Consider the following 24,957-nt stretch of genomic DNA (forward strand, 5'->3'; position numbering starts at 1 on the left):
GCGGGTTTTTTATTGCCCGGAGATTGCATGAGCTGGATTGATAATCTGCAGGATGCCTCACTGCGCGGCGTGCCTTTCAAAGTCGATGAGGATGAAGCCACTTTTGGTCGCCGTGTTCAGGTTCATGAATACCCCAACCGGGATAAACCATGGGCTGAAGATATGGGGCGTGCAACGCGGCGCTTCAGCGTTCAGGCGTATCTGGTAGGCGATAACTATTTTGAGCAGCGCAACAGGCTGATCGAAGCAGTTGAAAAGCCCGGAAGCTGCACGCTCGTTCATCCATTCTACGGCGAAATGACCGTCACCGTTACGGATGAAGTTCGCGTAAGCCACACCAAAGACGAAGGCCGAATGTGCCGCGTCAGCTTCAGCTTCATTGAATCAGGCGAGCTGTCCTTCCCAAAAGCCGGTATTGCAACCGGAACGAAGCTGACCGGGGCTGCAGCGCTGATGGATGATTTTTTGTCATCTGCATTTGGAGCGTTTGGGCTTGATGGTCTGCCAGATTTCACGCAAAACGGCCTGCTGGATGATGCCACTGAAATGTTCGATACCGTAACTGACGCCATGCAGTACGTGGATTCCGGTATCAGTGCAGCATCCCGCCTGATGCAGGGTGATTTGTCTGTGCTGCTGATGCCACCATCCAGTGGCATGAACTTCGTTAATCAGCTTCAGACGATGTGGCGGGCAGGGACAAAACTGACTGGTAATGTCACAGACCTGATCACAATGGTTAAAGGTCTCAGTGGTATTACCCTCGATACGGGACTTGCCCCGCGCGGGGTGTGGAAAACAGACAGTGCCAGCACACAGGCCAGAACGGAGCAGCGCAATTTCGTTGCGCAGGCCATTCGCACGTCAGCACTCAGCGAGGCTGTTAATACGGTAACGAACCTTCCCAAATCCACCTCATCAACAACGAAGCCAGCAGACCAGCAAGCGTCAGCAACCGTCATTGTTTCACATCCTGCCGTTAATGATGTGCTTGAAGACGATACAGCCGTGGGGGTAACAACCTCTACAGCAACTGATACGGTCCCGTCCTGGGATGATTTAACTGAAGTTCGCGACACGCTCAATACGGCCATCGATCAGGAAATGGTGCGTGTCACCGATGACGGACTGTTTCTCGCTTTGCGACAGGTACGCACCGCGCTGAATGAAGATATCACCGCCCGACTTGAGCAAACCGCCAGAACGGTTGAGCGCGTCCCGCCAGAGGTTTTACCCGCAGTCGTGCTTGCTGCTGACTGGTACGACGATGCCGGGCGTGAATATGACATTACCGCGCGCAACGCCATCCGGCACCCCGGCTTTGTCCCGGTTAAAACTCTGAGAGTGCCCGTCCAGTGAATACAACCGTACTTCTTCGCGTTAATGGCCGTGAGTGGGGCGGATGGACCTCTGTCCGCATTGCCGCTGGCATTGAACGTATCGCAAGGGATTTCAACGTCCAGATTACCCGGTCCTGGCCGGGTGATGAATCACAGGTGAGTCGCCGCAGCCGCATTAAAAAGGGCGATAAGGTTGAAGTACTTATAGGTGACGATCTGGTTATCACCGGATGGGTAGAAGCAACGCCCGTGCGGTATGACGCTAACAGTATCTCAATGGGCATCGTTGGCCGCAGTAAAACGGCTGATCTGGTTGATTGCTCAGCTACACCCTCGCAGTACAACGGACGATCAATCGTTCAGGTTGCCGCAGACCTCGCTAAACCTTTCAGCATCAACGTTGTGGATGCGGGCGGCGTGTCAGGCGTACTGCAGGGCGTGCAGGCCGACCAGGGTGAATCCGTTATGGATGTGCTGAATAAGATGCTGGGGCTACAGCAGGCTCTGGCCTATGACAACGCAGCGGGTGATTTAGTTATTGGCGGGATAGGTACCGTCAAAGCTACAACCGCGCTGGTGCTGGGCGAAAATATCCTTACCTGTGACAGCGAGCAGAGTATTAAAGACCGCTTCAGTAGTTATCAGGTATCAGGCATGCGCGCCGGAAACAACAATGATTTTGGCGAAGCAACCACAACAGCGATTCGCGGTACGGCCACTGATACTGGTATTGCCCGGTACAGGCCACTACTGGTCAGGCAGACCGGTAATGCTACATCAGCAACCTGCGCAGAGCGCAGCGAGTTCGAAATGCGCCAGCGAGCCGCCAAAACTGACGAGGTGACTTACACCGTTCAGGGATGGCATCAGGGAGACGGTAAGCTGTGGCAGCCCAACATGCTGGTGAACGTATTCGATCCCGTTCTGGGTTTTGATAACCGTGAAATGGTAATCGCGGAGGTTACCTATCAGCAGGATGACAACGGCACCATCAGTGAATTACGCGTTGGCCCTGCAGATGCTTATCTACCCGAGCCAGCCAAGCCCGGCAAGCGTAAGAAAAAAGCAGCAGCGGAGGATGATTTCTGATGGCTGGTCCACTTGATGCGATTAATCGCGCTATTTCAAATGTTCTCGCCCGCGCGGTATTACGCGGTATCGACACCGCCAGCAAATGCCAGATGCTGGAAATCAGCATGCCGGGCAATGAAGGAAAGAGCGATATAGAACATCTTGAGCCTTATGGGTTTACGTCAGCTGCACTGAGCGGCGCGGAGGCCATTGCGGCTTACTTCGATGGTGATCGCTCTCATGGTGTCGTGCTGGTGGTGGCGGACCGTCGCTATCGCCTCAAAGGATTACAGGGCGGCGAGGTCGCCATTTATGACGACCAATCCAAGTCAGTAACCCTGACCCGGTCAGGAATTGTTGTTGATGGTGGTGGGAAACTTATCACCCTCAAAAATGCCCCTAAAGCCCGTTTCGAAATGGACATTGAGGCCACCGGAAATATCACCGACAACTGTGATTCTGGTGGCGTTTCTATGGCCCAGATGCGTGTGACTTACAACGGTCATAAGCATAAAGAAAACGGCGATGGTGGCGGCACAACGGATGCAACCTTGCAACAAATGGGCGGATCATGATCCTTACGATAAATGGTAAGCAGCAGGCGGTGTACCAGTTGACTGACCCGCTTACCCGTGCGGTGGTCATCTCACTTTTCACCTGGAGAAAAGCAGGCAAAGACGATGCGCCTGAAGAGGTCAATGGCTGGTGGGGTGACACATACCCAACCGTACAGAATGACCGAATCGGTTCACGCCTTTATTTACTTAAGCGCTCAAAACTGACCAACCAGACGCCGCTGAAAGCCCGCGAGTACATCACAGAAGCGCTGCAGTGGCTCACGGCTGATGGTGTGGCCTCGCGGGTGGACGTGACAGCGCAAAGGCTCGGCATCAACGCTATGTCAGCTTCGGCGGTTATCCAGAAACAGGACGGCACAACCCTGACGCTTTCCTTTGATGATTTATGGAGTGAACTCAATGGCTGACAGCGGATTTTCCCGCCCGACACTCCCGCAGCTGATCACCGCAGTACGGAGCGATATTCTTACCCGCCTCGCGGCTGATTCAACCCTGGCCGAATTACGCCGGACTGACGCCGAGGTATACAGCCGCGTTATTGCCGCATCGGTTCATACCGTATATGGCTACATAGATTATCTCGCCCGGAATCTCCTTCCAGACCTTGCGGAAGAAGACTGGCTTATCCGACACGGAAATATGAAGCGCGCCCCGCGCAAGGCAGCAACTTATGCGAGCGGCTATGTTCGCTGGGACGGCGTGACGGGCACTACCGGTATTGATGCTGGCGTAACGATCCAGCGTGACGATTTGGTGTCATTCACCACAACAGCCAGCGCTACGCCTTCCGGGGGGGTGCTTCGCGTGCCAGTCACCTGTGATACGTCAGGGGTCACTGGAAATACTGATGACGGCATCACAATGCGCCTCACCAGTCCGGTAACGGGTCTGGCTTCGGCTGGAGTAGCGGACACCATTCAGGGCGGTACTGATATCGAAGACCTTGAGGTATGGCGCGCCAGAATCATTGAGCGCTGGTATTACACACCACAGGGTGGAGCAGACGCCGATTATGAGGTGTGGGCGAAAGAAGTATCAGGCGTAACCCGTGCATGGACTTACCGGCACTGGTCAGGTCGCGGCACGGTGGGGATCATGCTGGCAAATAGCGACCTCTATGACCCTATACCGGATGCCGCTGTCGTGGCCGCTGTGCAGGCGCATATCGAACCCCTTGCCCCGATAGCAGGATCGGATGTTTACGCCTTTGCCGCAACACCGCATGTCGTTGATTATCACATCCGACTCACGCCCGACACGGAAGAAATCAGGCTGGCTGTAGAAGCGGAGATCAGAGCGATGAATCTTCGCGATGGTGTGCCTGAAGGCGCGCTTGAGCCATCCCGAATTAGTGAAGCCATCAGCCTGGCGACCGGGGAATACAGCCACGTTCTGGTTAGTCCAACCGATGAGGTGGCAATAGCAAAAGGTGAAGTGGGCGTAGTGGGAGACTTCACATGGACCTGACAGCACAGTATGAGCAGATGCTGGGCGCGCTGCTGCCGCGAGGCCCAGCGTGGGATGGTGAAGACCCGCTGCTGCTGGGATTGGCTCCCGTTATGTCACGAGCACATCAACGCGCTGATGCATTGATGCTGGAAACTGACCCGCGCTCAGTGACGGAACTCATAGAACGCTACGAGAACATTACTGGCTTGCCTGACAGTTGCACACCTTCGGGAACGCAGACGTTGCAGCAGCGCCGCCAGCGGCTGGATGCAAAGATAAATCTGTCTGGTGGAATCAATGAAGCTTTTTATCGCGCGCAACTGGATGCGCTTGGGTATACCGATGCAACGATAACGCGCTATCCCAAGAGTAGTTTCACTTGTTTATCTGACTGTACAGAGTCCCTGTACAGCGATGAGTGGCGCTATTACTGGCGTGTGAATATCCCAGCAGCCGCGCAAATCAGCCCTATGACTTGCATCAGTAACTGTACGGACTCAATCCGTACATGGGGTGAAACCATAGTCGAGTGTGTACTTAACAAGCTTGCCCCATCGCACACCTACGTAATCTTCTTATACACGGAGTAATCCATGCATCGTATTGATACGTCTACCGCTCAGGTGGACAAATTTGGCTCGGGTAAAAATGGGTTCACTGGTGGCAACCCGCAAACAGGTGTGCTACCGACTGCGCTGGATGCGGACTATTTCGATACCCTACAAGAAGAGCTTGCGGGCGTCATTGAGGCCGCTGGAATCACATTAAAAAAGGATACTAATACGCAGTTGTTAACTGCAATGAGAGCATTATTTACTGGCCGCCAGATTGGCGCGCCGATAGTGATGTCTGCGACTGGAACTTACACCCCAAGCTCATCTTTTGTTAAATATGTTGAAGTCGAGCTTTACGCACCTGGTGGTGGTGGCGCAGGTGTGCCAGCATACTCAGGAAGTACTGCCGCTATAGGCGGAGGAGGTTCGGCTGGATCTTGGGTAAAATTCAGAATCCCGGTATCACTGATTTCTGCGGGCGTACTGGTGACCATTGGTGTCCAGGGAACAGCAGGAGCTTCAGGTGGAGGAGTCGGAGGGACAGGAGGTAATTCATCATTTGGTTCACTGGTTGTTTGCCCAGGTGGAATCGGAAGCGGTTACTCAACCTCCACATCAGCAACTAACGCCGGCGGTGCTAACTCACCTGCAGACGCAACTATTTCTGCATCAGTTACGGTTATTGCCAAATCTAGGGGGCAAGCTGGTTCTCCTGGGTATCTTTCTAATAATACCAGTGGTTCGCCTGGACTTGGTGGGGCAACTCCTGTTGGTTCTTCTGGCCCAGACTCCGCGGGAAATGGAGCGGGAGGAAGTGGTAGCCGAGCTATTTCATCAGACACTACTGCAAAAGCAGGCAACATCGGTGGCCCCGGTCTTTGCATCATAAGGGAGTTCGCATAATGGGTTCATTTGCTCTGATTCAAGATGGCGTTGTGGTAAATACGATTGTTTGGGATGGCCCGGAAATTTCACCGGTAGATTTTGGAGAGAGTATTACTTACGCGGAAATCCCAGATAGTGAAGGAAATCAACCATCGATTGGCTGGAGTTACGATGGTTCGGTATTTGCATCCCCACCTTTAACGGCCGAAGAGATTGCCACGCAAAATGCTCAGAAGATTGCCAACAATGTTGCCATGAAAGCGAACTTGATTGCTCAAGCTACGATTGCAATCGCACCACTTCAGGATGCGGTAGATTTAGATGAGGCCACAGACTCCGAAATAGCCTCCCTTAAAGCATGGAAGCAGTATAGGGTGGCAGTCAATAGGATAGATGCAAACACGACAGATGAGTTGAATTGGCCAGCTTCGGAGTCTATGTAGTTAAAGCCCCGATAAGGGGCTTTATGTTAGATAAATGACGCCAGATAATGTGAGTTTTTGAAACTACTTTCATCAACATTTTGCGAAAGAAGAGAATCAAATTTATTGGAATCATATGACTTCAACAAGCCAGTCTTAATTTCTTTTGCATCATTTTTTATCTCTTCTGCATTATAAAAAGATGAGGCAGATTCAAACTCTGAAATTAAATTCTCGACTCCTGAGCAGTTGAATACGTTGACCCTCTTTGAGTGCATTTCATAATCAAGGAGGCATGTGGTAACTGTTGAAATGCCATATTCACAGTAAGGGATCAGATCATCTGTGCCTTCAATACCATGAAAATAAATATCATTATGTAGGCCATAAAGTAGAAAGTTGTTAGGTTTAAAATCCATAGCGGCAAAGCTGAATGTATCTGGCATTAATTCCGCTGGATGTGGGCACCAAATGAAAATCTCATCGCTATTTTTTTCTGCATAATCAAAGATCTCTTTATAGAATCTTCTCTTATCAGACTGAGAGTATAAAAACCAATTTGTATTTGAAGTAATTAATGTGAATTTAGGTAAAACCCTCTCATGATATTTTTCCATCAAAGCGGTTCTTGGGTATCCGAAACCATCATCACCAGACCAGCTCAACTTAATGTTGGTAAGCGATGGTAAATTTTCACCAATTCCATCATAGTAAGAGTTAGTATCAATCAAGTTTGAATTGTCGATCAAATTTTGCCCAGACTGAAAAAGCCCATGAGGAACTTCGTACATAGGCTTTTTTGTTTTAAGGCAAGCAAGAATTATTCTTTTGAAATTACTCATTGAAAATTGTGTTACGCTACCGTAAAAGACTACAACCTTATCAATTATTGGTAAAAAGTCAGCTACTGAACTTTCCGTCAAGAAAAATTTAACTTTAGAAGAGCTATTGTTTTTAATATAATTTCTAGCAATTACGTCGTATCCATTCGCATATATATAACCATCATATTTACTTGTTTCAGCAAATATTAGCGCCATATTGAAATGAGAACCATTTCCCGGGAGATACAATACCTTCTCTTTTTTATCTTCTTTTACTGTAAGAGGTTTGGAAAGCGAAGCTTTGATGATTCCATTCATACACTGTAACTCCGTAACGCAGATTCGTAAGCTTTTATGCCAATATCCTCTAAATCGAATTCTTTGAGGATTATTGATTTTAGGTTCTCATACCAGTCAAGTTCATTTTCACACAACCAACCATTAACGCCTGATGATATCGCTAAATTATATTGGTCAACGTTCGATGCTATTACAGGAACGCCCTGAGAGGCTGCTTCAATAAATTTGATATTGGACTTAGCATTATTGAAAACAGTGTTTTCCAATGGTACAAGAACGAGGTCATTCCTTCCTATTTCCTGTATCATTTCCTCGAAACTCACGAAGGGGATGAAGTTTGTTTCGACGCCTAAATTAGAAAATATAGATGTTTGATCGTTTAGTGTCCCTAAGAAATTTATTGAGAACCTGTCAGGATGCTCCATGGCTAGTTTAATGAGGCATCCACAAATTATCGTATAATCTTTAATGTGTGTCTTAGAACCGGAAAGATAAAGAAGCTTAATCTTTTTTGATTTTCTTTCTTTTCTTTTTAGATTCAAATCTTCTTTGGATAAAAAATACTCTATTGGGAGTTTGTTATGCTCAACTGATATCTCATCGACAAATCCTGAAAAGGTTTGGCTAAGTTTTTCTGTCGATAATACAAGTTTTTCAGCACCTAAAAGCATCGCAGAATCCCTAATCAAACTATCTCTCATTGAAGGGATGTCAGCAATTTCAGAACGAACTGCACCTTTTTCAAGAATGTATTCAGGGGTAAGAAGATCGTCGAAATTCATTGATATTTTAATATTAAGAGACTTGCATAGTCCCATGAAATATTTTGTTCTTGCACTTCTAACAGACGGCCTAATGAAAACCATTTCATTTGCAGAGAAAACGGCCTTTACGGCAGTCATTAAATCAGTTTCTTGATGAATTATATCAGCGGTTTCATTTCTTATTTCCGGGAAGAACCCCCTATAAAGGAATGAAGCATTGTTTTTAAGTGTATCAAAGAAAATGATTTTTTTTGTGCCTGTTTCCGCTGATGTTTTCTTGATTGCCCGGAAGTTGGGGGCGCAAAACATTCTACCCTCTTTATTACCATAAGTATAATAGTGATAAATTGGGCACATTTTAGCAGCTTTTACGTCCTGATTTAATTCAAGGTAAAGTCTCTGGTTTAGTAAGATTTCACTAATAAAATCAGTAGTTAGATCTGGCCTTAAGTTAGATAAATCACTCAAAAAGGTTTCGTATTCATTTTCTTTAGGGGGCTGAGGTTTTTTGAATGCGATTTTACCCATCTTAACAATTATTTCTTTAGGATAAGAAAGAACGGCAGGGCTTTTAGTAGGAGTATTCATGCTACTAAACAGACTCATATTGTCACTCCACAATCTGGAAAGCTTTACATAAACAATCATTACAAAATATAACATGTTCTCAACTTTAGCAAATGCTTTGCAAGAAGTAACTACCGGAAACTAATCATTAATGGTGATTTGCAAGATGGGATTTTGTGGGATTAGTATCAATTCTCAAAATCAAAGGTTTTAGGATGATTTAATCTCATATATATCATGATTTTACATTGTAATCGCTTGTTATGAGAGGCGCCTAAAACTTTCTAAATTTTTACGATGGGCTCGTTCATTTGGTGGTGTAGTACTGATTTGAGAGCCTTTACTTAAAGATCTTAATAGTTAGGCTAGCCAATTGCTGCAAGTTAAGCCAAGCGAAATCAAAAAAGTTCGCGCTGAGTGCGAGAACAAGCGCGGGCTACCTTTGGGAAAAACTATAGTACCTTCAGATCTCTCCCCATCATGCATGATGTCTATAAGAATGTTGTTATCGCTACTGCTTACGCAAAAAAGCCCGCAGGCGGCGGGCAAAGGAGAGAGTATTTTATAGTTTGAATCCTGCCTGTTATGTCCCTTCACACATCCACATATCAGCCTCTTCAAACATTTCTTGGATGGTTGCGTTGATCTTCTCCTTCTGGGCCTTGTTGCAGTCAGAGTTAACGGCGTTCGCCTGCATTGGCTTCACCCTGATTTCTGCTTCAGGGAAAATGCTGTGAATGCGTTTCGTCAGCTCAGCTTCAATGATCCCTTTCGCATTTCTCAGCCCTTCCGTATTGCGCTTATCGTAGACAAGTTCGACGTACACTTTTCACCTCATTTGACTGGATGGATATACAGTTAATTTATATACTGTGTTTACATACAGTGCAACCAATCGAGGGCAAAAATCATGGGTTTTCCTTCTCCAGCACAGGACTACGTTGAATCTCGTGTAGACTTGAACGAGGTATTTTTACCTAACCGTTCGAACACATTCATGATCGAGACCGCTACAGGCTGTCTACTAGTTGACCAGGTGGCGAAGGTTACGCCTGGCGACACAGTCGCGTTTCAGATAGACGGCTGCCCACTGATTGGAAAGTGGTACCCAAAGCACCTGATGACAGAGGATGGTGTGATTGAGGCTGATGCGCTGGAGAATGTGATCGTGCTTGGGAAGGTTACGGTTGAGGTTCTGACGCTGGATAACAATCGGCGTCCAACGATTTGAGCCAAAAAAGCCTGCGTTACACAGGCATAAATTCGTTCAATGGGAAATTCATCTCTTGTAAGCAACACGTTTGCTGTGTGTATTACGTTGCTATAATAGCAACGAAACCTAAACAGTTCACAAAATGATCGATGATAAGAATTTACTGAGATGATTAGGGGATTTGGTGCCGTTTCGGAAGTGATTATTACAAAAATAAAAAGCCCGTCACTGATGGCGTACGGGCTGCACAAAGGGTGCGAATCATGATCAATCGGAGTTTGTCGTTAGTACAGGGAAGTAGCAGCGACTCATAAAATGTAGTCGATATTTTTAGGGGTGATCTTAATTCTAAGATGAGAAGGAAAGTTATGTGAGTTCTAGATCGCTGAGCCGACAATTTCCCTTGCAATAGGCGTAAAATTTGCGGTGATTGACATCAGCTTGTCTGGCCATAGCTAAAATCAAATCTTTAGCGAATGGTTGCAAGTGCTTAGAAACTGTGACTACCAGCTTTTTGCCCGATGAGTTAATGCGCGTCCATTTTTCATGGCTAGTAGATGTTTTGGGATGCAAGGTGAACCCCATGTCCAAAAGAGCGGAGCTCACCTCTTTATATGTTAACGTCCCGATTTTCGACTTAAACATGGCAGTTACGCCATTGCCGGACAATCTTCTGTAAACACTGCGGCCTTGCCGGCACGATGTGTAAACATCATGCGGAGATGGATTGAGTAGTAGCGAACCCACAATTGCCATGGGGCTTTGCGATTTAGTAGCTGGTTGGCATGTTCAGGCTCGGAAACTGCCTCATGAATGTAGTCAAACAACTGTTCTTCGAGAGCTTTTTGAGCGCCCTTGAGAGTGTCCGCTTGCGCTGCCAAAGATAAATCAAGGCAGACTGCAACAAAAACGCCATCTTGATTGTATGCCATGCAACGTAAGGTTTTCATTTTGTATCTCCTATCTGACCCACTTTATTGAGTCGGACGCCAATTGTACTGAATTGCAAAATTCAATCAAGGTCCACAGCATCATTTGGGAAGAAGCTTACCTTCAAAAAAGACACCACAGTATGAGAGAGGAAGAGGCATAAAAATTATCGTCAATTAAGAATAAAGCTTTATGCCAGACATACAAAAAATCCAGTATCGGAAGGTAATTTCAGCAAAAACGTTACTCAATGTGCGTACATAATTGGGTACTTTTTTTATGTTTAATATGGACTAAATCATATATAAAACATTGTGTTATGATTTAAATAAGTTTAGTCCATTTAACTAAGGAGACGCGGCGCGCAGTATAGCGTACCGACCCGCAAAATTTAACCGTGAAAAGCTTGATTGCTCAATCTATCAACAATCTAGTACCAAACTTCACTTCGACTGACCTTGCGCTTTCTCTTTCCGTTTCTGCTCAGCCTTGGCTTTGGCCTTTGCCGCTTCGCTCATATCGTTGCGAATCTGGGCATGGCTGATTAAGGCAAAAATGAGCGTACCGCCGGTTATATTGCCCAGCAACGTCGGCAGGGCAAATGGCCAGAAGAACTCATACCAAGGCAGTGTGCCGGCAAATACCAGATACAGTACTTCCACCGATCCGACCACGATATGAGCCAAATCACCCAATGCGACCAGCCACGTCATCATCACGATAACCACGATTTTCGCCGCGCCCGCATAAGGGAACATCCAGACCATGGTGGCGATGATCCAGCCGGATATCACCGCATTGGCGAACATCTCGCGCGGTGGATTTGCCATCACTTTTTCGCTTATAGAGGTAAAAGCCTGGCGTGTGGCATCGTCAAAGATGGGCATATGATTAAACGCCAGTGCGCCGAGTGCTGTACCGATCAGGTTTCCCGCCAACACCACACCCCACAGGCGTAAAAGCAGCAACATATTGCCACCGGTGGGTTTGTGCATCACGGGCAACACGGCTGTGACCGTGTTTTCAGTGAACAGCTGCTGACGCGCCATAATCACGATAACAAAGCCAAAGGTGTAACCCAGATTCTCGAGTAAAAAACCGCCCGGCACCTCAGCTAAATGTACGTGGAAAATCCCTTTCGCCATCAGTGAGGCACTCATGGAAAGCCCAGCGGCAACAGCAGACCAAAGCAATGCCATACCGTCGCGCTCTAACTCTTTCTCACCGTCCTGACGGATCTCTTCATGAATAGCGGCTGCCCGTGAAGGCAAGGCATCTTCGTCTACCTCAATCTCTTTGCCTTGCTCCTTTTCTTCGCTTTCCACATCGTTGTCATGTTCTGTAATGGATGGCGATTGCTTCATGTTTTCCCCCAGTGATAATGCCAGCGCGTAATAAGCGTAGACGTTTTTATCAAGGGCGAAATGTTACTAAGATTCAATTTAAGAGTAACAAGATTTTAACTGAGGCGTTTTTTTGAGCAGTTTATTGATCTGATGCGCACGAATACCCCCTTTGAGGGAAGTGAGAGCCAACTCACAGACTTCGGCCCACAGATTCATTGTGGTATTATCCCCGCCTTATTTCATTGCTGCGATTCCCTCTTTCATGCTCGAAGTCATTAATCTCTCATGCGTTCGCGATGAGCGAACCTTGTTTCATGGACTCAGCTTCCATGTGCAACCGGGTGACATTGTGCAAATTGAAGGTCCTAACGGGGCGGGAAAAACCTCACTGTTACGCTTACTGGCGGGTTTGAGCCGGGCAGAAGAGGGGGAAGTGATGTGGCAATCGCAGCCGACGCGTCAGCAACGCGAAATATGGCACCAAAACCTGCTTTATCTTGGCCATCATCCGGGCGTGAAATCAGTACTCTCGCCAATGGAAAACCTGCAGTTCTGGCATGGCCATCACGATGAGGAACGCCTCTATGACGCGCTGGAGCAGGTCAACCTGTTGGGTTACGAAGAGGTGCCCGTGGCACAACTGTCGGCCGGACAGCAGCGACGCGTTGCACTGGCGCGCCTGTGGCTGAGCACGGCAAAAGTCTGGATTCTGGATGAGCCGCTGACGGCGATTGATAAAGGCGGCGTGGAAAAATTAATGGCCCGCTTCGCCGAACATGCCGATAACGGAGGCGCGGTCATTTTGACCACCCATCAGGATTTACCCGGTGACAGCGACCGCGTGCGCAAAATTCGTCTGACTTCGGAGTGGGCTTGATGTTAGGTCGGGTCATTCAACGAGAATTAAAAATTGCTTTTCGCAGCGGTGCAGAAGTGATCAACCCGCTGTGGTTTTTCCTGATTGTTATCACGCTGTTTCCTTTGGGTGTCGGTCCGGATCCGCAGCAGTTGGCTCGCATTGCACCCGGCATCGCGTGGGTTGCTGCGTTATTGGCGTCTTTGCTGGCGCTGGAACGGCTGTTTCGTGATGACTTTCTGGATGGTTCGCTTGAGCAACTACTTTTGTTGCCAACACCACTGCCGGTGACGGTGCTGGGCAAAGTGATTGCGCACTGGTTAATTACCGGCTTGCCGTTGATCTTGCTATCGCCTCTGGCAGCGTTACTGCTGTCGCTGGATTTCTCCGGCTGGCGCGCGATGGCGCTGACACTGTTGCTCGGTACACCCACCTTGAGTTTCCTGGGCGCAATTGGTACAGGCCTAACGGTGGGGCTGCGACGCGGCGGCGTATTACTGAGTTTGCTGGTGTTGCCGTTGTCGATACCGGTACTGATTTTTGCCAGCGCGGCGATTGATGCCGCGGGCCAAGGGCTGCCGATCGGAGGTTATCTGGCGATTCTTGGCGCCATGCTGGCAGTGAGCGCAACACTTTCGCCGTTCGCAACTGCTGCGGCTTTGCGTATTAGTCTGCACTGATTCGTGCTGCCCCAGAGCAGCCGGATACCGAATTCTTTTATTGTGAGCTATGCAAATGTGGAAATGGTTACACCAGTGGGCGAAGCCTGAACGGCTTTACCAACTATGCGGTCGCTTGATTCCGTGGTTCGCCGTATTGGGCGTGGCAACGCTGCTACTCGGTTGGGTGTGGGGCTTCGGCTTTGCACCGGCGGATTATCAGCAGGGCAACAGCTTCCGTATTATGTACATTCATGTGCCCGCAGCGATGTGGTCAATGGGGGTCTATGCCTCAATGGCGATTGCCGCCTTTATTGGCCTGGTCTGGCAGATGAAGATGGCGGATTTGGTCTCGGCGGCGATGGCACCCATTGGTGCGGTGTTCACTTTCATCGCCCTGATCACCGGCTCTGCGTGGGGCAAACCGATGTGGGGCACCTGGTGGATCTGGGATGCGCGTCTGACTTCTGAACTGGTGCTGCTGTTCATCTATATGGGTGTCATTGCGCTCTATCACTCGTTTGAAGACCGCCGTACGGCGGGTCGCGCCGCGGGTATCCTGATTCTGGTGGGCGTGGTCAATCTGCCGATTATCCATTTCTCGGTGCAGTGGTGGAACACGCTCCATCAGGGATCTTCAGGTATTCTGCAGCAGGCCATCGCGCCAAGTATGCGCACACCGCTGCGCTGGGCGATCCTCGGTTATCTGCTGGTGTTTGGTGCCCTAACGCTAATGCGTCTGCGTAACCTGATCCTGTTTACCGAGCGTCATCGTCCCTGGGCGATTGATGTGGCTCAGGGAGGGCGCAAAGCATGACCCCAGCTTTCTCGTCGTGGAGCGACTTCTTTGCCATGGGCGGCTATGCCTTTTATGTCTGGCTCGCCGTGATCCTCACATTGATTCCCTTATTCGGTCTGGTGCTGCACACCGTGCTGTTCCGTCGCCGCTTGCTGGCGGAGATTCGCCAGCGTCAATCCAGGGAGCGCCGCATCCGCGCGGCGAAGTCGAAAAAAGCTGCCAGTGAAGCAGCAGGAGAATCTGTGTGAATATCCGTCGTCGTAACCGCCTGTATGTGGTGGTGGCGATTTTGGTGGGCTTAGGTCTTGCCACATCGCTGGTGATGTACGCGCTGCGTTCCAACATCGATCTGTTCTACACCCCAAGTGAAATTCTGTATGGCAAGGGCGAAGCGCATCAAATGCCTGAAACCGGACAGCGTCTGCGCGTGGGCGGTATGGTGATGCCGGGCAGCGTAAAACGCGATCCTAAAACACTCGCCGTCTCCTTCAAGTTGTATGACGCCAACGGCGTGATCAGCGTCAGCTACGAAGGCATTTTGCCGGACCTGTTCCGGGAAGGGCAGGGCGTGGTCGCTCAGGGCGTGCTGGAAGATGGCCACCTGGTGGTGGCAAAAGAAGTCCTCGCCAAGCATGACGAGAAATACACGCCGCCAGAAATTGAAGATGCGATGAAGCAAAATCACAAAGGGCCTGCCGCCACTTATCAGCAGGCAGGTGCGCAATCATGATTCCGGAAATTGGTAGCTTTTTACTCTGCCTGGCACTGGCATTATCGCTGCTGTTAAGTATCTACCCGTTGTGGGGAGCAACCCGCCAGGATGCACGTTTGATGGCGCTGGCACGTCCGCTGGCCTGGGGCATGTTCGTCTGCATCGCGGCGGCGTTCCTGGTGTTGGTACATGCGTTTATCGTCAACGACTTCACCGTCGGCTATGTCGCTACGAACTCCAACACCTTGTTGCCGGTTTACTATCGCATCGCAGCAACCTGGGGCGCACACGAAGGTTCTCTGCTGTTGTGGCTGCTGCTGCTGAGTACCTGGACAGTGGCCGTGGCGATCTTCAGCCGCGGTATGCCGCAGGATGCACTGGCGCGCGTGTTGTCGGTGATGGGAATGATCAATCTCGGCTTCCTGCTGTTTATCACCCTGACGTCAAACCCGTTTACCCGCACCTTGCCGAACTTCCCGATTGATGGCAACGACCTCAATCCGATGCTGCAGGATATCGGCCTGATTTTCCATCCGCCGTTACTCTATATGGGGTATGTCGGTTTCTCCGTAGCCTTTGCTTTCGCCATCGCCTCACTGATGGCGGGACGTCTGGATACGGCCTGGGCGCGCTGGTCACGTCCGTGGACCACCGCCGCATGGGTATTCCTGACGATTGGCATCGTGCTGGGTTCTGCCTGGGCGTATTACGAACTCGGCTGGGGCGGCTGGTGGTTCTGGGATCCGGTAGAGAATGCCTCCTTTATGCCATGGCTGGCCGGAACCGCACTGATGCACTCGCTGGCGGTCACTGAAAAACGCGGCAGCTTTAAGTCCTGGACAGTGCTGCTGGCGATCACAGCATTCTCCCTGAGCCTGCTCGGCACCTTCCTGGTGCGCTCTGGCGTGCTGGTCTCGGTGCACTCATTTGCCTCCGATCCGGCGCGCGGGATGTTTATCCTCGCCTTCCTGGTGATTGTGATTGGCAGTTCACTGCTGCTCTACGCGATTAAAGGCGGCAAGGTTCGCAGCCGTGTGCAGAGCGAAGTCTGGTCGCGCGAATCTTTCCTGCTGGGCAATAACGTCTTGCTGATTGCTGCCATGCTGGTGGTGCTGCTGGGTACGCTGCTGCCGCTGGTGCACAAGCAACTGGGGCTAGGCAGTATTTCAGTGGGTGAACCCTTCTTTAACACCATGTTCACCTGGTTGATGGCACCGTTCGCGCTGATGCTGGGCATCGGGCCGTTGGTGCGCTGGCGTCGTGATGAGCCACAGAAATTGTGGAAGCGTCTTGGCGTGGGCTTACTGGTGACGTTGATCCTGTCGATCGCACTGCCGTGGCTGCTGCAGGATCGCATTGAAGCGATGACGGTGATCGGCCTGCTGATGGCGATTTGGGTGATTCTGCTGACGTTAATGGAATTGCATGAACGCGCTACCCATCGTCACAGTTTCCTTAAAGGCCTCCGTCATCTGACGCGCAGCCACTGGGGCATGATGCTGGGCCATCTTGGCGTGGCGGTGACTGTCGTCGGGATTGCCTTCAGCACGCAGTACAGCGTAGAACGCGACGTGCGCATGAAGTCAGGTGATACCGTGGATATCCATAATTATCACTTCATTTTCCGCGATGTACACAATCTGCAGGGGCCAAACTACAGTGGCGGTGTGGCGATTATCGACGTCACGCGTGACGGTAAACCCGAAGCGGTGCTGCATGCAGAAAAACGCTTCTATACCGCGGCCCGCACCATGATGACCGAAGCGGCTATCAGCGGTGGCTTCACGCGTGATCTTTACGCCGCGTTAGGCGAAGAGCTGGATGATGGTTCATGGGCGGTACGTATTTACTACAAACCGTTCGTGCGCTGGATCTGGTTCGGTGGCGTCTTTATGGCAGTGGGTGGCGTACTCTGTCTGCTTGATCCGCGCTACCGTTCGCGCAAAAAAGCGCAGCGGGAGGAGTTGGCATGAGTAAGAAAATCCTTTTCATCCCGCTAGTGCTGTTTTTGCTGCTGGCAGCGGCGTTGTTGTGGCAGTTGTCACGCAACGCCAACGGTGACGATCCTACCCGTCTGGAATCGGCCTTGATTGGCAAACCGGTGCCAGTGTTCAAGCTGGAAGCGCTCGACAAACCGGGGAAAATCTACGACCAACAGGTGCTGACCGACGGTAAGCCGATTCTGCTGAACGTCTGGGCCACCTGGTGCCCAACCTGTCGTGCAGAGCATCAGTACCTTAATACGCTGGCAGAGAAAGGCATTCGCGTTGTGGGCCTTAACTATAAAGATGACCGGACCAAAGCGGTGACCTGGCTGAACACGTTGGGCAATCCTTACGCGCTGAGCTTGTATGATGGTGACGGCATGCTGGGTCTGGATCTTGGCGTGTATGGCGCACCGGAAACCTTCCTGATCGACGGCCATGGCATTATTCGTTATCGCCATGCGGGTGATATGAATGACCGCGTGTGGAATGAAGAAGTGAAGCCGCTATGGGACAAATACAGTAAGGGGGCGGGAGCATGAAGCGTCTGCTTCTTTTGTTAGCGGGCATTTTGCTTAGCACCAGCCTGTGGGCGGCTATCGATACTTACCAATTCGATTCGGTGCAGCAAGAAGAGCAATACCGCGATCTCACCGGTTCGCTGCGCTGCCCTAAATGTCAGAACAACAGCATTGCGGATTCCAATGCGATGATTGCCGCCGATATGCGTCTCAAAGTCTATGAACTGATGAAGCAGGGCCAGAGTCGTCAGCAGATCATCGACTACATGGTGGCGCGCTACGGCAACTTCGTCACTTATGAACCGCCGGTCACGCCCTCCACACTGATTTTGTGGGCGGGGCCTGCGCTGTTTGTGGTGCTGGGGGCGCTGATCATTATTCTGCGTAATCGTCGTGGCCGGACGCGAAGCGATCTTGATGACGATGAACAACAACGCCTTGCGGCGATTCTAAAGCGTGACGGGAAGCCGTAATGACTGGATTCTGGATTACCCTGATTATTTTACTGGTGGCGGCATCGGTGCTGTTTGTCAGCGCAGGCTGGCGCCAGCGTGTGGCCAGCAGTGGCGATCGCGATCGCCTGAACACGGATTTCTATCAGCAGCGCCTGCGCGAACTTGAGCGTGATGAAGAGGAAGGCGTGGTGGCCGAGCGACCAGAGATGGTGCGCGAGCTGCAACAAACTCTGCTGACCGATGTGCCTGACGCTCACGCAGCGCGTATTCATCAAAGTAGTCGCTGGGTATTGCTACCCGGTGTGGTGGTGTTGCTGGTGGTCTCGGTCGGTTTTTATCTGAAAACCGGTGGTCTGGGCCAGTTGGCAGGATGGGTCACCGTGCAACAGGAGTATCCTGAACTGCGTGCCCGTGTCATGGACCCGAAAGCTGCACCGCTGACCATGGAAGAGTTGGCGCGTTTACAATTAGGTCTGCGTACCTCGTTGCAGAACGATCCACAAAATCTCAATGACTGGACGATGTTGGGTCGATTGGGCATGGTGCTGAACAACGCCACCAATGCCAGCCAGGCGTTCCAGCGTGCGCTGCAACTGGCTCCCGACAATCTGGAGTTACAGCAGGATTATGCGGAAGTGTTAACCCGTTCCAGCGACCCGCAAGACAATCGCCAGGCGAACGTGATGCTGAAAGACCTGTTAAAACGCGATCACAGCAATATTCGTACGCTGAGTCTGTTGGCATTTAATGCTTTTGAACAGCAGCAGTACGATCAGGCCATCGGTGCGTGGCAGGTGATGCTGAAGCTGTTACCTGCGGGCGATAAGCGCATTACTATGATCGAGCGCAGCATTGAACAAGCGAAAACGGACGCGGGGCAGCAAAATAGTCATCTGGCATTGACGGTGAATTTAACCCCGCAGGCAGAAAAAATGTTACCGCAAGGCGGAGTGATGTATATTTCTGTGTCTGACGGTGTTTCACCGGTGCCTGTGGCAGTGAAGCGTTTACCGCTGAGCCACTTCCCGTTATCGCTCACGCTGGATGACAGTAACGCCATGATGCCAGATCGCCTGCTTTCGGCGCAGCATCAGGTGCAGGTCAGGGTGCGTATTTCGCGCGATGGTAGTGCCAATCCTCAGTCGGGTGACTGGTTTGGTCTCAGCGCGATCACCCCCTGGGATGGTCATCAGCAACTGGCTGTGGAAATTAATCAACAGCAGCCCTGAAGCGATACATTTTTCAACCGCACAGGGAGATAAGAATGAATAACCGCCTGACCGGTCTGGCGCTGGCCAGTTTGCTGCTGGTGGGATGTGCCAGTTCAAAACCGGCCGATCCTTCGCAGCCTGCCCAGCGTAGCGATCCGCTCGAAGGCTTTAACCGCACGATGTTTAACTTCAACTACAACGTGCTGGATCCTTATGTGGTGCGCCCGGTTGCGGTTGCCTGGCGCGACTACGTGCCTGTGCCTGCGCGCAGCGGCTTAAGTAATTTCCTCGGCAACCTGGACGAACCTGCCAGCATGCTGAACTCAATCCTGGTGGGTGAACCACGTCAGGCGGGTGTGCACTTCACGCGTTTCTTCCTCAATACCGTATTGGGATTGGGCGGATTTATCGATGTGGCGGGCAAAGCGAACCCAGAGTTGGCGCGTGAAGTGCCGCATCACTTCGGCAGTACCTTGGGCCGTTACGGTGTGGGCTACGGCCCGTATGTGGTGTTACCCGGTTACGGTAGCTTTACGGTGCGCCAGGATGGCGGTGACTACGTCGATACGCTCTATCCGGTATTAAGCTGGCTGACCTGGCCGATGTCGATCGGTAAATGGACTCTGGAAGGCGTGGAAACGCGCGCGCAGCTGTTGGATTCCGATGCCATCCTCAAGCAGCAGCAAGATCCTTACAGCTTTATTCGTAATGCTTACTTCCAGCGTAATGACTTCCTTGCCAATGGCGGTAAGTTGAAACCGGAAGAAAACCCGAACGCCAGCGCGATTCAGGACGATTTGAAAGACATCGATTCACAATAAAAATTATGGCGACTTTTATAGTCGCCATTTTTTTATCCTTTATTTGCAGGACGCTTGAGCAGTAAGCCCACCAGTACCGCGCACCCCAGGGTGATGGCGGCTAATCCGTACAGCAATATCTGATACGCGTGTTGCACGTTCAGCACCAGCAAGGCTGCTGAAATGTGCGGCAGTATCTCTTGTGCTTGAAGGACATGGCTGCCGGATAACCATACGGCAGCCGCCTGCCGTGTCGCACTATCCACATCCGGCAAATGCTGCTGTAAGCCGATGCGGTTAAGCAGCGCCAGCACCGCCATCACGACTGCCAGCGCAACGCCTTCTCCTGCTACACGCACGGTGTTGAATAGACCTGCCGCCATACCTGCACGATCAACGGATACCGCGGAGACGGCCAACCCATCCATCAGCCCCCAAGGTAATGCGGCTCCTGCGCCCGTGAGCAGCATGGCGCAGGCGAGCAGCATCAGATCTGCGGAGGCCAGGGTGTATGCCATCCCGACTAATCCCAGCGTGGCCAGTAGCAAACCCATCACGGATATGGCACCCGCCGCAAACCAGCGCGTAAGCCAGGCGGCAATACCGGGAAATATCAACATCGGCGCGGTAAGAGAGAGCAACAGGGTCGCACTCTGCGTTTCACTGAGATTGCGTGCCCCCATCAGAAACAGTGGAATGACAATCAGTAAAACCACGTAGCAATAACAGGTGGCCACGGGCAAGAGCAGAACACCGGCAAAGTGCGGCTGACGCAGCAGCGAGAGGCTAAACACTGGATGGATAGTGCGCTGGGTGTGGCGGATAAAGATGACTGCAGCCAGTAAAGTCAGCGCCAGACCGATCAGTGTTACCCATGACGCTACCCCATATTGCGGTAACAGTATCAGCGTGGCGGTCAATGCCAGCAGTGTGAAGCTAAACATCGCGGTACCGCGAATATCGGCTGCGGGAGAGGGCGCGACCGGTGCAGAGACCAGACTGAGTTGGCCAGCCAGAGCGACAACGGCTGCCACAGTTGCCAGCAGTGCATAAACCCAGCGCCAACTGAAGGCATCCGTGATGATACCCATCAACAAAGGACCAAAGGCCAGGCCCACGCCAAATAAGGTGCCGAGTAGACTAAACGCACGCGTTCGGGCGGGGCCATTGTAGAGGTGCGCCAACGCCGTGGCTCCACCGGCTAAGGTGAGCGCCGCCGCAATGCCCTGCAATGCGCGGTAGATCCCCAGAGAAAAACTACTCTGGGTCAGTGCAATCAGCATCGAACTGATCGCGAACAGCGCCAGACCCGCAATGAAGATGCGCTTGTGACGAAGTTTATCTGCAGCTACACCTGCCGCCAGCAGGCCACTGCCAAAGGTCAGCATAAAGCCGTTGGTGAGCCACGCCAGTGACAACGGCCCACCGTGCAGTTCCATGCTGATGGCCGGGGTGGTGACCACACCGCCAGTAAAACTCAGAGGAAGCAGGAGCGCAGCCAACAAAATTGCCAGCGTCGCGCTGATCCTGACGCTTGAAGGAGAAGTGCTACTAATTTCCGTCATGAAGAGTCTCGCAAAGAGAGGGATAGTGATGTGGCAGGTTATTGCGGATATAAATGATGATAAATAGGGTTAACATCTACACTTTGCGGACATAAGGTTAATTATCATGGACAGTCTTACAGCGTTAACTTCTTTTATACGTACTGCTGAAACATTGAGCTTTGTTCAGGCGGCACAACTGCTGGGGATTTCTGCTTCTGCGGTGGGTAAGAATGTGGCCCGGCTTGAGCAGCAACTCGGTGTAAGGCTGTTAAATCGCAGCACACGCAGCGTCAGCCTGACGGTTGAAGGGGCGCTGCTACTGGCGCGTTCGCGCCCGATTCTGGAACAGTTACGTGATGTTGAAGCAGAAATCACGCAAGCCGTCGCCCATCCCAGCGGCAAGTTACATGTTTCATTACCCGTGGTGGGATACCGGCTGATCACGCCACTTCTTCCGTTATTCAGCCAGCTCTATCCCGATATAGAATTAGATTTTGATTTCAGTGACCGGCTGGTCAATGTGATTGATGAGGGTTTTGATGTCGCGATTCGTAGCGGTGAGATGCAGGACTCACGCCTGCAGGCGCGTGCACTGGGGCCCTTTCGTTTTGTGCTTTGCGCCAGCCCCGCTTATCTGGCGTTACAGGGCACTCCCTCCTGTAGCGATGAATTAGTCGATCATCACTGCATTCTGTTCCGCTTTCCGGCGACAGGTCTGATTCAAAACTGGGAGTTGGCGGATCTCCGTGTGACGGGTGATTTCCATCCTGCACACACCCTGACGGTGAACAATATCGAAGCGATGGTGCAGAGCACGTTTGCGGGCATGGGCATTAGCTATGTGCCGGATTTTGTGGTGGGGGATTTGCTGGCGCAGGGTACATTAGTGGAAGTGTTGCCAGGCAACTGTATTCGCGAAAGCGGTTTTTCGGCGATTTGGCCCGGACGCTATTTGTCACCCCGCGTGCGCTGCTTTATCGACTTTTTAGCGGAACATTGGCCGGTAGCGCGCCGTCAATAAAAACGGCGACATCACTGTCGCCGTAGTTCATAGCGATGCTGGTTTTAGAACTTGTAGTTAAAGTTCGCGCCGTACAGCCATGCGGTACCATCGGAATTAAAGGTGTAGTTACCTTCTTTGATGGTGACTTTTTGGCCGTGCATGTATGAGACACCAACGTCAACTGACGCATCTTCGTTAAATGCGTAAGAAGCACCTGCACTCAGCCACAGGCGATCCTGATCCGGGATCGAGATAGAACGCTTGTCAGCCGGTACTGGGCTGTCATCAAAGGCGATACCGGTACGGAAGGTCCAGTTGTCGTCATAGAAATAGGAAGTACCCAGCGCGATGCGGTAAGCATCATGGAAGCCTTCATCTTTATAGAACAAGGTCTGTCCGTTGCTGCCGGTGGCTTTCAGCTCCTGGAACTGGCTCCAGCTGGTATAGGTCAGGCTGTAGTGAACGGCCCACTGAGGCGCGACTTTGTTGTAACCTGACAGCTCCCACATTTCCGGCAGGTTCAGGGTTAATGAACCCGGAATAGTTGAACCGCCCGTACCATACGGCAGACCCAGCAACTGTGCCTGCGGCAGTGAGTTCACGTAAGTCGGCAGGTTGCTGCGATAGTTGCCGTCAAAGTCGATTTTGACTTCTGAACGATAGGTGAAGCCATAACGATTATTTTTGTCCACTTCATACAGGATGCCGGCATTCCAGCCGTAACCCCATTTGTTGCCGTTCAGATGCGCAATCTGCGTATTGGCAGGAATGCCGAGTGCGGCACCGGATTCTCCCGCGTAACGCTCGATTTTTGCTTTGGCATAGACTGCATCAAAACCGACACCGAAGCTGAAGTGCTCGTTCAAACGGTAAGCGGTGCTGATATTAAAATTACCGGTCTGCAAATCGGTTTTGCCGCCGTAACCGCCCGCGGTATAGCCATCATTGAATTCGGTGGCAAGACCGTAATTGGAGGTGACAGATGCGCCTACCCACCACTGATCATTGATCGGGTGAACATAGTGAATATTGGGCACCCACTGATTTGGGGCAATATTTTTAGCATCAAGGCTGCGGCCAGAAGGGCTGGTACCCGTAATATTGACGTCAGGATCGATATAAACAGCACCGATGGAGAACGAAGGACGATCCATCAATGCCATGGTCGCGGGGTTGCGACTGGCGGATGCGGCGGTATCGCCCATCGCACCTTCACCCGAATATGCACGACCTAAACCAATTGCTGAGAATTCATTAAGTTGAAAGCCTGCGGCGTAAACATGGGAAGAGACGAGCGCCACTGCAGCTGCCACAGCTGACTTTGCAAACAGGTTCTTATGGTTCATGACCACAACCTCATCTAGATTTATTATTAAACGTTGTTACGTCGCGTAACAAAGGACGGCGGATTGTAGGGACTGACGACAAAGACACATATCAGACCAGTGCGACGAGTATAGGTCCGACCTGTGTATTTGTTGCAATATTGTTTTTTAAATATTTCCAATTTGATCGACAAAATCAGATCTGCTTAACAAAATCTTGTCGATGCCTCTCCAGCATAGCGGTCAAATTTGTTTTGGATCAATTTTTAGTGTGATATTCGTCACTTAGCTGCTGAGAGATAGATGCCAGGGCGCGTGGAGCGTACACTTTGCGATAGAAAATGATCCGATTGTGTCGATTTATCGTCAGGAGAGAGCAATGACTGATGCCATTAAAAAATGCAGTGCTAACGAAACCGCAGCCTGTTGCTGTGTCGATGTGGGCACCGTGATGGACAATACCGATTGCACGGCCAGTTGGTCGGGCGTGTTTGCAGACCGCCATGCGGCGGAGGCGATGCTGACGCACCTGAGCGATAAAGCTCGTCAGGTTGAGTCCGAACCTTGTGATATTCGCGCAGACTTTGTTGAAGAAGCGGCTGCTGTTCGTCTCAATATCGATTTCACCTTTGCCTGCCAGGCCGAGACGCTGATTTTCCAGCTCGGCTTACGTTAATCCTGCGGCTGCCGGAAGCCCTCTCGGCAGCGTTATACCCTTCATACTTCAAGTCCCCATGAGGGGAGTCGAATTATTTTGGGTATATTTCTTTTTCGTGTCTTCCCTCGCACTTTTTTTCTTCTGTTATTGGCGACTTAGCAGCACCTGGTTAACACTGATGAT

At 51.0% G+C, this 24,957-nt stretch carries 28 protein-coding genes; 21 read left to right on the forward strand and 7 right to left on the reverse strand.

The genetic code is table 11. The annotated features are described in order from the left end of the window. The first annotated feature begins 27 nt into the window (after window positions 1-27). The 8 genes from LK04_RS05110 to LK04_RS05145 are packed head-to-tail and all read left to right on the forward strand — an operon-like array spanning window position 28 to window position 6,320. Window positions 28-1,359: a DNA circularization protein gene (locus tag LK04_RS05110; RefSeq protein ID WP_039335974.1), complete on the forward strand. Its 1,332-nt coding sequence runs from the start codon at window positions 28-30 to the stop codon at window positions 1,357-1,359. Further along, window positions 1,356-2,429, forward strand: a complete 1,074-nt coding sequence (locus LK04_RS05115) for a phage baseplate assembly protein (RefSeq protein WP_039335972.1) — start codon at window positions 1,356-1,358, stop codon at window positions 2,427-2,429. Before LK04_RS05110 ends, LK04_RS05115 begins: the two co-directional genes overlap by 4 nt. After that, window positions 2,429-2,986, forward strand: a complete 558-nt coding sequence (locus LK04_RS05120) for a phage baseplate assembly protein domain-containing protein (protein WP_039335970.1) — start codon at window positions 2,429-2,431, stop codon at window positions 2,984-2,986. The genes LK04_RS05115 and LK04_RS05120 overlap by 1 nt, the downstream gene beginning before the upstream one ends. Beyond that, entirely contained in the window at window positions 2,983-3,396 is a 414-nt protein-coding gene (locus LK04_RS05125) for a phage GP46 family protein (RefSeq protein WP_039335968.1), read from the forward strand. The genes LK04_RS05120 and LK04_RS05125 overlap by 4 nt, the downstream gene beginning before the upstream one ends. After that, complete coding sequence (locus LK04_RS05130; protein ID WP_039335966.1) at window positions 3,389-4,456, forward strand: baseplate J/gp47 family protein; 1,068 nt, start codon at window positions 3,389-3,391, stop codon at window positions 4,454-4,456. The genes LK04_RS05125 and LK04_RS05130 overlap by 8 nt, the downstream gene beginning before the upstream one ends. Beyond that, window positions 4,447-5,028 (forward strand): YmfQ family protein, encoded by a 582-nt coding sequence (locus tag LK04_RS05135; protein WP_039335964.1) that lies wholly within the window; start codon window positions 4,447-4,449, stop codon window positions 5,026-5,028. Before LK04_RS05130 ends, LK04_RS05135 begins: the two co-directional genes overlap by 10 nt. 3 nt (window positions 5,029-5,031) lie before the next feature. Continuing rightward, on the forward strand, window positions 5,032-5,895 hold the full coding sequence (locus LK04_RS20625; protein WP_156138094.1) for a hypothetical protein: 864 nt from the start codon (window positions 5,032-5,034) through the stop codon (window positions 5,893-5,895). Next, a complete protein-coding gene (locus LK04_RS05145; RefSeq protein ID WP_052206249.1) occupies window positions 5,895-6,320 on the forward strand; it encodes a tail fiber assembly protein in 426 nt (141 codons plus the stop codon). The genes LK04_RS20625 and LK04_RS05145 overlap by 1 nt, the downstream gene beginning before the upstream one ends. A gap of 26 nt (window positions 6,321-6,346) precedes the next feature. On the opposite strand, the gene LK04_RS05150 is transcribed toward LK04_RS05145, so the two are convergent. From LK04_RS05150 to LK04_RS05160, 3 genes are all read right to left on the reverse strand, one after another. Next, on the reverse strand, window positions 6,347-7,441 hold the full coding sequence (locus tag LK04_RS05150; RefSeq protein ID WP_039335960.1) for a hypothetical protein: 1,095 nt from the start codon (window positions 7,439-7,441) through the stop codon (window positions 6,347-6,349). Then, window positions 7,438-8,793 (reverse strand): glycosyltransferase, encoded by a 1,356-nt coding sequence (locus LK04_RS05155; protein WP_039335959.1) that lies wholly within the window; start codon window positions 8,791-8,793, stop codon window positions 7,438-7,440. Before LK04_RS05155 ends, LK04_RS05150 begins: the two co-directional genes overlap by 4 nt. A gap of 544 nt (window positions 8,794-9,337) precedes the next feature. Beyond that, on the reverse strand, window positions 9,338-9,580 hold the full coding sequence (locus LK04_RS05160; RefSeq protein WP_039335957.1) for a DinI family protein: 243 nt from the start codon (window positions 9,578-9,580) through the stop codon (window positions 9,338-9,340). A gap of 84 nt (window positions 9,581-9,664) precedes the next feature. On the opposite strand from LK04_RS05160, the gene LK04_RS05165 reads away from it, so the two are divergent. Beyond that, window positions 9,665-9,985, forward strand: coding sequence for a hypothetical protein (locus tag LK04_RS05165; RefSeq protein ID WP_039335955.1), 321 nt, complete (start codon window positions 9,665-9,667; stop codon window positions 9,983-9,985). A gap of 632 nt (window positions 9,986-10,617) precedes the next feature. Here the strand turns inward: LK04_RS05165 and LK04_RS05175 are convergent. Both LK04_RS05175 and LK04_RS05180 read right to left on the reverse strand, forming a co-directional pair. Beyond that, entirely contained in the window at window positions 10,618-10,917 is a 300-nt protein-coding gene (locus tag LK04_RS05175) for a hypothetical protein (protein ID WP_039335951.1), read from the reverse strand. 423 nt (window positions 10,918-11,340) lie between these two features. After that, window positions 11,341-12,261 (reverse strand): formate/nitrite transporter family protein, encoded by a 921-nt coding sequence (locus LK04_RS05180; protein ID WP_039335138.1) that lies wholly within the window; start codon window positions 12,259-12,261, stop codon window positions 11,341-11,343. 244 nt (window positions 12,262-12,505) lie between these two features. Between LK04_RS05180 and ccmA the strand changes: the two genes are divergently transcribed. Genes ccmA through mlaA form a run of 10 tightly spaced genes read left to right on the forward strand, consistent with a single transcriptional unit; the run spans window position 12,506 to window position 20,262 of the window. Further along, a complete protein-coding gene (gene ccmA, locus LK04_RS05185) occupies window positions 12,506-13,120 on the forward strand; it encodes a cytochrome c biogenesis heme-transporting ATPase CcmA (protein ID WP_039335168.1) in 615 nt (204 codons plus the stop codon). Next, on the forward strand, window positions 13,120-13,779 hold the full coding sequence (gene ccmB, locus LK04_RS05190) for a heme exporter protein CcmB (protein ID WP_039335140.1): 660 nt from the start codon (window positions 13,120-13,122) through the stop codon (window positions 13,777-13,779). The genes ccmA and ccmB overlap by 1 nt, the downstream gene beginning before the upstream one ends. A gap of 55 nt (window positions 13,780-13,834) precedes the next feature. Beyond that, window positions 13,835-14,575 carry a heme ABC transporter permease gene (locus tag LK04_RS05195; RefSeq protein ID WP_039335170.1) on the forward strand — a complete coding sequence of 247 codons (741 nt, stop codon included), beginning with the start codon at window positions 13,835-13,837 and terminating at the stop codon, window positions 14,573-14,575. Beyond that, the gene (gene ccmD, locus LK04_RS05200) at window positions 14,572-14,805 is read left to right on the forward strand and encodes a heme exporter protein CcmD (RefSeq protein ID WP_039335142.1); all 234 of its coding nucleotides are present in this window, start codon (window positions 14,572-14,574) and stop codon (window positions 14,803-14,805) included. Before LK04_RS05195 ends, ccmD begins: the two co-directional genes overlap by 4 nt. Beyond that, the gene (ccmE, locus tag LK04_RS05205; protein WP_039335144.1) at window positions 14,802-15,287 is read left to right on the forward strand and encodes a cytochrome c maturation protein CcmE; all 486 of its coding nucleotides are present in this window, start codon (window positions 14,802-14,804) and stop codon (window positions 15,285-15,287) included. Before ccmD ends, ccmE begins: the two co-directional genes overlap by 4 nt. Then, a complete protein-coding gene (locus LK04_RS05210; RefSeq protein ID WP_039335146.1) occupies window positions 15,284-17,242 on the forward strand; it encodes a heme lyase CcmF/NrfE family subunit in 1,959 nt (652 codons plus the stop codon). The genes ccmE and LK04_RS05210 overlap by 4 nt, the downstream gene beginning before the upstream one ends. Further along, complete coding sequence (locus tag LK04_RS05215; RefSeq protein ID WP_038645648.1) at window positions 17,239-17,796, forward strand: DsbE family thiol:disulfide interchange protein; 558 nt, start codon at window positions 17,239-17,241, stop codon at window positions 17,794-17,796. Before LK04_RS05210 ends, LK04_RS05215 begins: the two co-directional genes overlap by 4 nt. Continuing rightward, entirely contained in the window at window positions 17,793-18,248 is a 456-nt protein-coding gene (locus tag LK04_RS05220) for a cytochrome c-type biogenesis protein (protein ID WP_039335149.1), read from the forward strand. The genes LK04_RS05215 and LK04_RS05220 overlap by 4 nt, the downstream gene beginning before the upstream one ends. After that, entirely contained in the window at window positions 18,248-19,459 is a 1,212-nt protein-coding gene (ccmI, locus tag LK04_RS05225) for a c-type cytochrome biogenesis protein CcmI (RefSeq protein WP_039335151.1), read from the forward strand. The genes LK04_RS05220 and ccmI overlap by 1 nt, the downstream gene beginning before the upstream one ends. Before the next feature lie 35 nt (window positions 19,460-19,494). Further along, complete coding sequence (gene mlaA / locus LK04_RS05230) at window positions 19,495-20,262, forward strand: phospholipid-binding lipoprotein MlaA (protein WP_039335156.1); 768 nt, start codon at window positions 19,495-19,497, stop codon at window positions 20,260-20,262. 32 nt (window positions 20,263-20,294) lie between these two features. On the opposite strand, the gene LK04_RS05235 is transcribed toward mlaA, so the two are convergent. After that, the gene (locus LK04_RS05235) at window positions 20,295-21,806 is read right to left on the reverse strand and encodes an MFS transporter (protein WP_052206202.1); all 1,512 of its coding nucleotides are present in this window, start codon (window positions 21,804-21,806) and stop codon (window positions 20,295-20,297) included. A 106-nt stretch (window positions 21,807-21,912) separates the two neighbouring features. Here LK04_RS05235 and LK04_RS05240 point away from each other — a divergent pair, with 106 nt between their 5' ends. Then, a complete protein-coding gene (locus tag LK04_RS05240) occupies window positions 21,913-22,809 on the forward strand; it encodes a LysR family transcriptional regulator (protein WP_039335160.1) in 897 nt (298 codons plus the stop codon). 44 nt (window positions 22,810-22,853) lie between these two features. Here the strand turns inward: LK04_RS05240 and fadL are convergent, their stop codons facing one another. Further along, entirely contained in the window at window positions 22,854-24,137 is a 1,284-nt protein-coding gene (gene fadL, locus LK04_RS05245; RefSeq protein WP_039335162.1) for a long-chain fatty acid transporter FadL, read from the reverse strand. Between the two features lie 358 nt (window positions 24,138-24,495). Here fadL and LK04_RS05250 point away from each other — a divergent pair, with 358 nt between their 5' ends. Continuing rightward, the gene (locus LK04_RS05250) at window positions 24,496-24,792 is read left to right on the forward strand and encodes a YfcZ/YiiS family protein (RefSeq protein WP_081998136.1); all 297 of its coding nucleotides are present in this window, start codon (window positions 24,496-24,498) and stop codon (window positions 24,790-24,792) included. Window positions 24,793-24,957: the final 165 nt, after the last annotated feature.

The organism is Pantoea vagans, assembly GCF_001506165.1.
GTDB classification, from domain to species: Bacteria; Pseudomonadota; Gammaproteobacteria; order Enterobacterales; family Enterobacteriaceae; genus Pantoea; species Pantoea vagans_C.